12 protein-coding genes and 2 rRNA genes (1 of these 14 cut by a window edge) are annotated in these 12225 nt (G+C 39.8%); 1 reads left to right on the top strand and 13 read right to left on the bottom strand.

Going from position 1 to position 12225, the window contains the following annotated elements; genetic code table 11:
• Nucleotides 1-143: 143 nt before the first annotated feature.
• Nucleotides 144-2105, bottom strand: a complete 1962-nt coding sequence (gene metG / locus MKZ25_RS00280; RefSeq protein WP_340799635.1) for a methionine--tRNA ligase — start codon at nt 2103-2105, stop codon at nt 144-146.
• 342 nt (nt 2106-2447) lie between these two features.
• Between metG and MKZ25_RS00275 the strand changes: the two genes are divergently transcribed.
• Nucleotides 2448-2726 (top strand): AbrB/MazE/SpoVT family DNA-binding domain-containing protein, encoded by a 279-nt coding sequence (locus MKZ25_RS00275; protein WP_008408305.1) that lies wholly within the window; start codon nt 2448-2450, stop codon nt 2724-2726.
• Nucleotides 2727-2841: 115 nt separating this feature from the next.
• Here MKZ25_RS00275 and rsmI read toward each other — a convergent pair whose 3' ends face one another.
• From rsmI to MKZ25_RS00215, 12 genes are all read right to left on the bottom strand, one after another.
• On the bottom strand, nt 2842-3711 hold the full coding sequence (gene rsmI / locus MKZ25_RS00270) for a 16S rRNA (cytidine(1402)-2'-O)-methyltransferase (protein WP_340799634.1): 870 nt from the start codon (nt 3709-3711) through the stop codon (nt 2842-2844).
• Nucleotides 3692-3970 carry a GIY-YIG nuclease family protein gene (locus tag MKZ25_RS00265; RefSeq protein ID WP_340799633.1) on the bottom strand — a complete coding sequence of 93 codons (279 nt, stop codon included), beginning with the start codon at nt 3968-3970 and terminating at the stop codon, nt 3692-3694. Before MKZ25_RS00265 ends, rsmI begins: the two co-directional genes overlap by 20 nt.
• Complete coding sequence (locus MKZ25_RS00260; RefSeq protein WP_340799632.1) at nt 3954-4703, bottom strand: tRNA1(Val) (adenine(37)-N6)-methyltransferase; 750 nt, start codon at nt 4701-4703, stop codon at nt 3954-3956. The genes MKZ25_RS00265 and MKZ25_RS00260 overlap by 17 nt, the downstream gene beginning before the upstream one ends.
• Before the next feature lie 88 nt (nt 4704-4791).
• The gene (gene yabA, locus MKZ25_RS00255; RefSeq protein WP_079523146.1) at nt 4792-5151 is read right to left on the bottom strand and encodes a DNA replication initiation control protein YabA; all 360 of its coding nucleotides are present in this window, start codon (nt 5149-5151) and stop codon (nt 4792-4794) included.
• 24 nt (nt 5152-5175) lie between these two features.
• A complete protein-coding gene (locus tag MKZ25_RS00250) occupies nt 5176-5991 on the bottom strand; it encodes a PSP1 domain-containing protein (protein WP_008408311.1) in 816 nt (271 codons plus the stop codon).
• Nucleotides 5984-7006, bottom strand: a complete 1023-nt coding sequence (holB, locus tag MKZ25_RS00245) for a DNA polymerase III subunit delta' (protein ID WP_445326845.1) — start codon at nt 7004-7006, stop codon at nt 5984-5986. The genes MKZ25_RS00250 and holB overlap by 8 nt, the downstream gene beginning before the upstream one ends.
• Before the next feature lie 109 nt (nt 7007-7115).
• Complete coding sequence (locus MKZ25_RS00240; RefSeq protein WP_340799631.1) at nt 7116-7556, bottom strand: YaaR family protein; 441 nt, start codon at nt 7554-7556, stop codon at nt 7116-7118.
• 126 nt (nt 7557-7682) lie between these two features.
• On the bottom strand, nt 7683-8012 hold the full coding sequence (locus MKZ25_RS00235) for a cyclic-di-AMP receptor (RefSeq protein WP_079523149.1): 330 nt from the start codon (nt 8010-8012) through the stop codon (nt 7683-7685).
• Between the two features lie 195 nt (nt 8013-8207).
• A complete protein-coding gene (gene tmk / locus MKZ25_RS00230) occupies nt 8208-8837 on the bottom strand; it encodes a dTMP kinase (protein ID WP_340799630.1) in 630 nt (209 codons plus the stop codon).
• An 18-nt stretch (nt 8838-8855) separates the two neighbouring features.
• A complete protein-coding gene (locus tag MKZ25_RS00225; RefSeq protein ID WP_340799629.1) occupies nt 8856-10268 on the bottom strand; it encodes an aminotransferase class I/II-fold pyridoxal phosphate-dependent enzyme in 1413 nt (470 codons plus the stop codon).
• A 252-nt stretch (nt 10269-10520) separates the two neighbouring features.
• Nucleotides 10521-10636 (bottom strand): 5S ribosomal RNA (gene rrf / locus MKZ25_RS00220).
• A gap of 109 nt (nt 10637-10745) precedes the next feature.
• Nucleotides 10746-12225: ribosomal RNA gene (locus tag MKZ25_RS00215) — 23S ribosomal RNA — on the bottom strand (it continues 1449 nt past the right edge of the window).

Below are 12225 nucleotides of genomic sequence, written 5' to 3'. Positions count from 1 at the left end.
GTGGGGAGTTAAGTCCCAAAAAGCCACTTAAAATCCTTTTTCAACCAAATATAAATTATATTAAAATAGTTTTATTGTAATACTATTTTTAAAATAATGAAAAAGTCTGCTGAACTCTTCTGGTCCAACAGACTCTTTTCACATTACTTCACTTGTGCACCATTTGCTAATTTCGGATCAACAGTGGCTAATGTTAAAACTCCGTCATGTGAGCCTGCTAAAATCATCCCTTGAGATAATTCGCCGCGTAACGTAACAGGTTTTAAATTGGCAACGACAATTACCTTTTTACCGATAAGTTCTTCCGGTTTGTAATGCTCTGCAATACCCGATACAACTTGACGTTGTTCATAACCTAAATCAACCTGAAGCTTTAATAACTTCTTAGCTTTCGCAACTGGTTCACATGCTACTACTGTTGCAACACGTAAATCTACTTTCATGAAATCGTCAATTGTAATTTCTTCTGTATCCGGTGCTTCAACCGTTGTTGTTTCCTCTTCCTGTACTGTTTTTACAGAGCTCTGCATTTGCTCACGAATGTAAGCAACTTCCACTTCTGTATCAAGGCGTGGGAAGATTGGAGTTCCTTTTTCTGCAACTTTTATGTTTTTCGGAATAACATTACCGAATGTTTCAATTGTGTCCCAATGTAATGATTTTTCATCAAGACCTAATTGTTCAATAATTTGTTTTGGCGCATTTGTCATAAATGGCTGTATCATAACTGCAATATGACGTAAGCTTTCTGCCAAATTATTCATAACAGCGGCAAGTTTATTTTTGTCAGATTCCTCTTTTGCCAATACCCATGGAGAAGTTTCATCAATATATTTATTTGTGCGTGAAACTAATGACCATATTTCAGAAAGTACGACACTAAACTGCATTTTTTCCATACTTTCTTCATATTTAACACGTACATTTTCAGCATGTTCTTTTAATGCTGCATCATATTGTGTTGCTTCCAAGTTTTCAGTAGGAATTACCCCATCGAAATACTTATTCATCATGGAAACTGTTCTATTTAAAAGATTTCCTAAATCGTTTGCCAAGTCGAAATTTGTACGCTCAACAAATGATTCAGGTGAAAATACGCCATCTTGACCAAATGGCAGCTCACGCAATAAGAAATAACGTGTTGCATCTAAACCATATCGCTCGATTAACATTTCCGGATACACGACATTCCCTTTAGATTTCGACATTTTTCCGTCTTTCATCATAATGAAACCGTGTGCAAAAATTTTCTTAGGTAATGGTAAATCCAATGCCATTAAGAAAATCGGCCAGTAAATTGTATGGAAACGAACAATATCTTTCCCTACTACATGGACATCTGCCGGCCAGTATTTATTGAATAGTTCTTCATTGTCAGAACCGTATCCTAATGAAGTAATATAGTTCGATAATGCATCGACCCATACGTAAATAACATGTTTAGGATTCCCTGGTACTTTAATTCCCCAGTCAAATGATGTACGGGATACAGATAAATCTTCCAAACCCGGTTTAATGAAGTTATTGATCATTTCATTTTTGCGAGATTCCGGCTCGATAAATTCTAAATTATTTTCATAATAAGCAAGCAGGCGGTCTGCGTATTTCTTCATATTAAAGAAATATGACTCTTCTTTAACTTTTTGCACATCTCGTCCACAATCCGGACACTTTCCATCGACTAATTGCGTCTCAGTATAATAAGACTCACAAGGTACACAATAAAGTCCTTCATACTCGCCTTTGTAAATGTCGCCGTTGTCTAAAAATTTCCGGAAAATTTTCTCTACAGACTCTTTATGACGTGTTTCAGTGGTTTGAATAAAGTCATTATAGGAAATATCCATAGTATTCCATAATTTTTTGGCGCCTTCTGCAATCTCATTTACATAATCTTGTGGATGCATATTAGCTTCTTGTGCTTTTTCCTGAATTTTTTGTCCGTGTTCATCCATGCCTGTCAAAAAACGGACATCAAATCCTTTTAAACGCTTATATCGCGCTATTGCATCAGATGCAACCGTCGTATATGCAGTACCGATATGGAATTTTCCACTCGGGTAATAAATTGGGGTTGTTATATAGAATGTTTGTTGTTCACTCACGAAAGTGCCTCCATTTGTTTGTTAAGTATAATCCTTATTCTAACGAAGTACGAAAATTGTTTCAATGAAAGTTTATTGGATTTCAGTTTTGTCGAAAAATCTAAACTAATTCTTGGTAATTGTTTAAATCTTTCCGACTATTCGAAATATTCTATAGTAAATATTTTTTATAATTTCCTTAAAAAGTACAAATATGACAAAAAAGTTTCTTAAACGAAGGAAATATGAATGCTAAATTATTGACGTTTATGGTATTAATTGTTATGATTTTAACTAGATCAAGATGAATGTCGAATTTTGACGAATTTAAATAACTTTTTTTATATAGGAGGAAATATTAATATGAAATCAACAGGTATCGTACGTAAAGTAGACGAATTAGGACGTGTAGTAATTCCAATCGAATTACGCCGTACATTAGGTATTGCAGAAAAAGACGCTTTAGAAATCTATGTGGATGACGACAAAATCATCTTAAAAAAATATATGCCTAACATGACATGTGCAGTAACTGGTGAAGTTTCTGATGAAAACATGCGTTTAGTAGGCGGTAAATTAATCTTGTCTTCTGAAGGTGCAGAAGCATTAATGAAAGAAATTCAAGAAAACTTAAAGAAATAATAACACTTATTTAAACAACTGAAGCGGTTACGCGTTCACTAGTTTATGTAATGCAAAGTATTATTTTACCAAATATAAAAAGCGTTGAAAAGTATGTTGACTTTTCAACGCTTTTTTATTGGTGATATGCCTGATAAACATCACGTTTTGGCAAGTTTCGTAACTTAGCCACTTCTTTAATGGCTTCCTTTGAAGATATTTGAGTTTCTTCTATTATATAAGTAACATGCTCTTTCAATGACATTGTCGTCCAATACGCTTCTTCTTCATCGATTTCATCTGAAGTATTGCCTTCCAGCACGATACAAAATTCACCGCGAATTTCATTTTCACTTGCCCATACAATCGCTTCTTCTATTGTACCTCGTAAAAACTCTTCAAACTTCTTCGTTAGCTCCCGCGCCAATGTAATTTTGCGATCACCTAATACGAGCTGCAAGTCTTTTAATGTTTCCTTTAAACGATGTGGTGCTTCATAAAAGATCAACGTCTCTTCTCGTTTCGCCAATTTTTCCAGCTGTTCTCGACGGTCCTTTTTATTTCGCTTTAAAAAGCCGAAGAAATAAAATGGCTGTGGGGAAAGACCGGATGCAATTAATGCGGTTAAAGCAGCGTTTGCTCCAGGAATTGGTACGACAGCAAATCCTTCAGCAATTGCTTTTACGACAATATCTGCACCAGGATCCGAAATACATGGTAAACCTGCATCACTTACTAATGCGATGGATTTCCCTTCTTGTAAATAGCCAAGCAGTTTCTCGCCGCCTACTTCAATATTATGCTCATGATAACTAATGAGCGGTGTTTGAATATCGAAATAATTACATAGCTTTTTCGTATTGCGCGTATCTTCTGCAGCAATAATATCGACTTCTTTTAAAATACGCAGTGCACGCATCGTCATGTCTTCTAAATTGCCAATAGGTGTCGCTACTAAATACAGGCAGCTTCCTTGTTCATGCTGGCTACTTTTTTGTGAGTTCATCTGTAGCACTCCTTATATACTTTATTTTTTGGGGACGTTTTAATTGTTTAAATGCATATTCAGCGGACATTGCCTGCTGTTTTGTTTCAAATGTTTCAAAATAGATACACGTTACCGGAATGCGTGCCCGTGTATATTTTGCCCCTTTACCTGCATTATGTGCTGCAATTCGCTTCTCTAAATTATTCGTATAGCCAGCATATAGTGATTCATCACGACACTCTAATACATAAAAGTAATGCTTAGTTTCCATCTCCATATAAAAGTGCCCTCACTTCTGGCGTATACTCATTGTTATCCTCATACACGTATAATGGAGGCAACACTTTTAAATCCGGCTTGCCGTCTTTAATTGCTTCAATCAGTAATGTATTTGCCTCTTTCCCGCGTTTTGGATAGACAAACTGTATGCGCTTTGGCTCCAGCCGGTTTGCGCGCATTGCACTGACAATATCCAAAAGCCTGCCTGGTCTGTGTACAAAGGCTGCCTTTCCGCCTTGTTTTAATAGACGACTTGTTGCTTCGATTGCCTCATCAAGCGTTAAATACAGCTCATGTCTCGCAATCGCATAGTGCTCGCTTATATTTTTTTCACTTAACTCATGCGCCAAAAAATAAGGAGGATTGCATGTGACAACATCGTACTTTTCAATACCAAGTGTTCCAGGCGCATCTTTCACGTCACCAAGCTGCATGTCGATTTGTTGCGTCAAATTATTGTATGCAATACTGCGTGTTGCCATATCATGCAGGCGTGGCTGTAATTCTACACCTGTAATTTTTGCATTTGTCCGTGCACTCAGAAACAATGGGATTACCCCATTTCCTGAACATAAATCAATAATATGTCCTTTATTTTTCGGGATTTGTACAAATCGCGCCAATAATACTGCATCCAATGAAAACGAAAAGACGGATGGGCTTTGAATAATTCTTAAATCTTCCGCCAGTAAATAATCTAATCGTTCATCATCCTTCAACCATTGCTCCACTCTTAAATCCTCCACTTAACTGCTATTTTAACCAGTCTTTTCTAAACAAAAGACTGATATCTACTTTAGCAGATTCAGCCTTTTGTTTTTAACCATTTTGTTTATTTAAAAATGATAGACAGAACAAACAATCTTCACCTTTACGCGAGCTTCCAAAATGTACATGACATACGTGGAAGCCTTCATTATAAAGCCTTGCTAAATTATCGTAACCTTCGCCAATATCTACTGGTTCTTTTTTCAGCTCTTCCACTCGTTTACTTGCAGTTGCTTCATTCGCTAATAGTTCTTCCAAGCGCGTACGTAGGTGAAGGTTTTCTGTTTGAAGCGTCTGATGCTCCTCCATCATATGCGCAACAAATTGCTTAAGTGCGCTAAATTGCTGTTGCATTGATTCAAGCTGTTGTTCGAACTCCATAACAGTATCCAAAAAATTACGGTCCTTCACTCAAGCCACCCCATTAATTTCTATCTATATCAGATTTTTCTCATATTGCATAAGCTCTTCAAGCGTATATTCAACCATACGCTCCTGCTTAGTCAAATATACTTGAATGAGTCGCTCTAATACATTTAATCCGACGACTTTGCCTTCGCCTTCTGGTGTCATTGATAAATCACCGATGTCCGGCATACCTTCTTTTGCAATTTCATAATCATCATTTTCGTATTTTAGACAACACATTAAACGTCCGCATAAACCGGAGATTTTTGTCGGATTCAGCGATAAATTCTGGTCCTTTGCCATTTTAATCGACACAGGCTCAAAATCGCCTAAAAATGTCGAACAGCAAAGCATTCTTCCACATGGACCAATTCCACCGAGCAGTTTAGCTTCATCGCGAACACCAATTTGACGCAGCTCGATTCGCGTACGGAACACACTAGCTAAATCCTTTACTAATTCCCGGAAATCTACACGTCCTTCTGCTGTAAAATAAAAAATAATTTTATTGCGATCAAATGTATATTCAACGTCAACGAGCTTCATATCCAACGAATGCTCAACAATTTTCGTATTCGCTAACTCAAAAGCACGTTTTGACTCAATTGTATTTTCTTCTACCTGGAAACGATCACGTTCATCGGCTGGTCGAACTACTTGTTTTAATGGTAAAACAACGTCATTCTCGCCGACTTGGCGCATTGGCACAACTACTTTGCCATATTCAATTCCCCGCGCAGTTTCTACGATTACATATTCGCCAACTTCCAAAATATAAGCGGCTGGATCAAAATAATATATTTTACCCGCTTTTTTAAAGCGAACTCCGACTACATTATACAAATGTATATCCCTCCTGAAGATTCAGCATAAGCTGTTCCATCAATAACGTACGATTCATATTACGATTTAAATTCGTGCGGGCCTGCAAAATAGATTGCATTTGGCGTGACAGTTTTTCATATGTCAATACGAGTGCCAGTTCACTAAATCGTTGATACATATCGGGATACGTGCACTTTGCTTGCTGATTTGCCTTAATCGCTACAATATCGCGGTATGCAAACAGCAACAAATCCAGTGCTAGCTCCATATCTTCTTTTTCTTTGAAGAGCGGGAGCCATTCTTCATGAATATATAATAGTGCTTCATGAACATTTTGATGAACAATCTCTACTAATTTTAACACTGTTTTTCGTGCAAGTACAAATTGCTCATCATTTGCAAGTGCAATAGCTGTTTCAAGATCATTTGTCACCATGCTTGTTGTCGATGCCATTGAATTTGTAATCCCTTGCTCCACAAGCTGTTCCAGCATAGTAGTACGAGGGGCCTTAGCAAATTTAATATGCTGACAACGAGAACGAATCGTCGGAATGATAGATTGAATTTGCTCAGTTAATAAAATCGCCACGACCTGTCCGTCCGGTTCTTCTAAAAACTTTAAAAGCATATTAGCAGAAGCAATATTTAATTTATCTGCATGATGAAGCACATAAATTTTCTTGCCTTCCTCTACACCTGTCATCTTCATTTCCGCAACTAAATCTCTTATTTGATCAATTTTAATAAATTGTCCATCAGGCTCTACTTGCCAAATATTCGGATGGTTTCCCGAATCGACCCGTCTGCAATTTCGACATGTTTCACATGGAACATTTTCTGACAAATTTCCGCAAAGAAGAAGTTTCATAAAAAAAGAGACGATATCTCGCTTACCCGTACCTTTTTCACCTTCAAATATATAGGCATGTGCTAAACGATTTTTATCTACAATTGTTTGTAGTTGCTTCATCACTACTGGTTGCAGTTTCGTAAGCTCTTCAATAGTTCGTGTCAATTCCTTCACCTTTTTCATTTCCTGCTTCTATTTATTTGAATGAATGCCCCTATGTACAATTCAAACAATATATATTCTGCTTGGAAAAATGCCCGTGTCTAGTGCACAACAAAGACACGGGCATTTTTTACATATACAGATTTATTAATAGTCCCTTAATCTCGCCAATTTTCGCCAATAAATCAATAGACTCTTTTTCTTCATTTAAAATATCTTCTGCCAATTCGACAAGACGCTCATCAATTGTTTCGACAATTTTTAAGCGGCGCCCTTCTCCAAAACGGTTCCATGTATGTGATTGCTTTGTCTCAAGCCCATAATCTACTGCTTCCTGTAAAAAACGTTTCACAAGCATTTTAAAGCGCGCTAATTCACGTAGATTCCGTGATCGTGCTACTCGGTCTCCCGCTGTAGAAATATCACCCATTAATCTTGTGAGCTGCTCTGACTGCATTTTGGACTCTTGCTTTACAATCATGTCACCAAAGCGATTGCCGTTTTGATTTGCCGGACGCAAATCATTGCGATTCGCATTTAAACTTGTACGGAGATCTTGATTAATCTTCATTTACCATTCGCCTCCATAAAAATAACGCCCCACTATACTACTCGGTTTTATACGCACAATAAATAGTTGCACGAACTTACCAATACCGAATGGGGATTCAATTTCCTTCAGTCTGCTGAAAAGAAATTAAAAATGATGGAATTGTTCGATTGGTAATACAAATACAATCGCTCCTCCAACTTCAACTTCAACAGGGTACGGGATGTATGAATCTGCGTTTCCCCCCATTGGAGATACAGGAGCAACCATTTGCTCACGTGATCGGCAGTTTTCGCGAATAATATCTAATAACTTCGGAATTAAAGAATCATCCGTACCTATTAAAAATGTCGTATTCCCCGATCGTAAAAATCCACCTGTACTCGCTAATTTTGTCGCACGATAGTTGTTTTTTGTCAATGCATTCGATAAGCGGTTGCTATCTTGATCTTGCACTACTGCTACTACTAACTTCATCCGTACTCACCCCTTCATTGAATTGGTTCCTCTATTATATCATCAATTACGCCTCGGTGTAATGTGTCCGGATTTTTTTTGAGTTTACTCAAAAAATCACCTTTAAAAATCTGTGACATCTGCCAGAAGCTTATTTTTATTCAGCGGTTGTTCTAGAAACCCGCTGAACACATAAAAGGTCCACTTCATTTACTTTTACCCTAATAACGGATTTAAAATCCCCCATACTTCTTCAATGACCTTATCAATATCCTGGTCGGCATTCACCATTTTAAAACGCTCAGGGTATCGTCTCATCGCTTCCTCGTACCCTTCATATACTTTTTGGTGGAATGCCAACCCTTCCGCATCCAGTCGGTTAATTTCATCACTGCGTGTCGCATGAATACGCGCTAATCCTTTTTCCGGTGCAATATTAAAGAAAATCGTTACATCCGGCAAGCGCTTTCCTATCGCAAATTCATTGATGGAAAGTACATCATCGACTCCGATTTCCCTTGCATAGCCCTGATATGCCAATGACGAGTCAATAAACCGATCGCATAATACATGCTTCCCTTCTTGCAATGCCGGCATAATCTTTTCGTAAAAATGTTGTGCCCGTGCTGCTGCATATAATAATGCCTCTGTGCGTTCATGCATTTCTGTATGTGCCGGATCTAAAATAACCGCCCGTATTTTCTCGGCAATTTCAATCCCGCCTGGTTCACGCGTAAGCAAGGCTTCAATACGCTTTTCTATTAAACGCTCGCCGATTGCCTTTAATACACTTGTTTTTCCGGCACCTTCCCCGCCTTCAAACGTAACAAATAAATTCCTTTGCATTTTATATTCTCCCTGCATCTATATTATGACTTGTATTAATTTCTCCTGTAATCTATGATCTCCCTGGAACATTGCCCCGATGGCAAGCAGCTCCTCTAACCGGCCAATTTGTACTCCCGTAATTTTTTCACCTTGTACAAGTAATGGAATTCCAGGCGGATACGGAATAAGTGTTGTAGCTGCAATACGTTCGATAGCTCGGTTGTAGGGTATCCATTCTTTTTCTGCCCTCTCTATTTCATCAAAGCTATACTGAGGTTGTGTAATAGCCGTCGTTTCAAAGCCATCGATTTCATTTGTATTTTCAATGGTTAGAAACTTTTTTAAATGTGTATATGCCTCTTTCATACGGTTACATATATCCGCAATCGAATAAGAGTCCCCCTGCTTTAACAATGGTAAAATTAAAAGTACTTGTTTTACATCTGCCAATTCTACATATACATGAAATTTCTCTAATGCCTCTTTTAATTGAAATCCTGTATAACCCGGAGCACGGACTAATAGTTTTAATGGATCACTCACTTCAACAACCTGCAAATCTATTAAAGACTCAATAAATACCTTACGTTTCTCCATAAGATACGTGTAATCAGCTTCCGTGTAATTCGCCACATAACTTCTTGCATCATCTAGGGAAGCTAACAGTAAATACGACGGACTACTCGATTGTAACATACGTAAATAACGGTTTACTTTCTGCTCATTTACTAATGATGATTTCATATGTAAAAAGGAAGCCATGGTCATAGCGGGTAATGTTTTATGTGCGGACTGGACAACAATATCTGCACCTAGCTCCAGTGCCGATGCGGGCAGCTTCTCAGATACAGTTAAATGGGCTCCATGTGCCTCATCAACTAGAACAGGAATGTTATATGCGTGGCACAATTCAATTTGTTTTGCCAAATCATCTGCTGTTACCCCGTAATACGTCGGATACGTAAAAATAGCAGCTTTCGCATTGGGATAGCTCGCTACCGCTTGCTCTAATGTTTTAAAATCAATACAACCTGCTGTCTGACTTTTTATATCCCATTTTGGTGAAACATATACAGGGTTCACTCCTACAAGTTCCAATGCATGAAAAATAGATTTATGTGCATTTCTTTGAACAAGTACTGTATCTCCCTTTTCACATGTTGCATAGATCATAGCCAAGTTTCCAACTGTTGAGCCATTCACTAAAAAGAAACTACGACTTGCTCCATATGTTGATGCGAGGAGCTGCTCTGCCTGTTGAATGGCTTCTTCTGGATGATGGAAGTCATCCAGTCCTGTCAGTTCAGTTACATCGTACTTTAATGCCTTTTTTATTTCATTGGGCAAATTCGAAAGCAACCCATTTTTGTGTCCAGGCACATGAAAAGATTGCGGATCATCCGCAACAAACTTTTTTAATGCTTGAACGATTGGTCGATCATTGTTCACCACGTTCACCTCATTTTCATTGTCCTTCTATTATAAGATGCATCCATCTTTCAGACCACCATTGGCGTTGGAATTACGACTATTAGTAACTGCATCCATCATTGCTTCTAGGCTTTCATTTCCCCAATACTCAATGACAACAAAACCATTTTTGAACAAACTAAAATGATTACTGTCTGCAGTAAAATAATATATAGTATAAGCTTTTAAACAAAACAAAAAACCCACTGATTTCTCAGTGGGTCTACATGTGCGAAGCGACGTCCTACTCTCACAGGGGGAAGCCCCCAACTACCATCGGCGCTAAAGAGCTTAACTTCCGTGTTCGGTATGGGAACGGGTGTGACCTCTTTGCCATCATCACTTCACTATTACGGCTTCCAATCCACGAGTGTGTCTTGAAACCCTCTTGTTTTTTAAAAGAAATTTCATTCTTTCAAAACTGGATAAACGTTTCATTGAATTATGCAATAAAATGTGGTTAAGTCCTCGACCGATTAGTATTCGTCAGCTGCATACGTCACCGCACTTCCACCTCGAACCTATCTACCTGATCGTCTTTCAGGGGTCTTACTTACTTGCGTAATGGGAAATCTCATCTTGAGGGGGGCTTCATGCTTAGATGCTTTCAGCACTTATCCCGTCCATACATAGCTACCCAGCGATGCCTTTGGCAAGACAACTGGTACACCAGCGGTATGTCCATCCCGGTCCTCTCGTACTAAGGACAGCTCCTCTCAAATTTCCTACGCCCACGACGGATAGGGACCGAACTGTCTCACGACGTTCTGAACCCAGCTCGCGTACCGCTTTAATGGGCGAACAGCCCAACCCTTGGGACCGACTACAGCCCCAGGATGCGATGAGCCGACATCGAGGTGCCAAACCTCCCCGTCGATGTGGACTCTTGGGGGAGATAAGCCTGTTATCCCCGGGGTAGCTTTTATCCGTTGAGCGATGGCCCTTCCATGCGGAACCACCGGATCACTAAGCCCGTCTTTCGACCCTGCTCGACTTGTAGGTCTCGCAGTCAAGCTCCCTTATGCCTTTACACTCTACGAATGATTTCCAACCATTCTGAGGGAACCTTTGGGCGCCTCCGTTACTCTTTAGGAGGCGACCGCCCCAGTCAAACTGTCCGCCTGACACTGTCTCCTACCCCGCTAAGGGGCATGGGTTAGAAGTTCAATACAACCAGGGTAGTATCCCACCGACGCCTCCTTCGAAGCTGGCGCTCCGAGATCTCTGGCTCCTACCTATCCTGTACAAGTTGTACCAAAATTCAATATCAGGCTACAGTAAAGCTCCACGGGGTCTTTCCGTCCTGTCGCGGGTAACCTGCATCTTCACAGGTACTATAATTTCACCGAGTCTCTCGTTGAGACAGTGCCCAGATCGTTACGCCTTTCGTGCGGGTCGGAACTTACCCGACAAGGAATTTCGCTACCTTAGGACCGTTATAGTTACGGCCGCCGTTTACTGGGGCTTCAATTCACAGCTTCGCTTGCGCTAACCGCTCCTCTTAACCTTCCAGCACCGGGCAGGCGTCAGCCCCTATACGTCACCTTACGGTTTTGCAGAGACCTGTGTTTTTGCTAAACAGTCGCCTGGGCCTATTCACTGCGGCTTCTCTAGGCTATGCACCCAAAGAAGCACCCCTTCTCCCGAAGTTACGGGGTCATTTTGCCGAGTTCCTTAACGAGAGTTCTCTCGCACACCTTAGGATTCTCTCCTCGACTACCTGTGTCGGTTTGCGGTACGGGCACCTCTCACCTCGATAGAGGCTTTTCTTGGCAGTGTGAAATCAGGAACTTCGCTCATACGAGCTCGTCATCACAGCTCAACGTTATAGTATGCGGATTTGCCTACATACACGCCTTACTGCTTGAACACGCGCAACCAACGGCGTGCTTACCCTATCCTACTGCGTCCCCCCATTTCTCAAACGGTGAGGAGG

It is taken from the genome of Solibacillus sp. FSL W7-1464 (assembly GCF_038004425.1).
In the GTDB taxonomy this organism is placed as follows: domain Bacteria; phylum Bacillota; class Bacilli; order Bacillales_A; family Planococcaceae; genus Solibacillus.
This window is presented reverse-complemented; position numbering and strand designations above follow the sequence as displayed.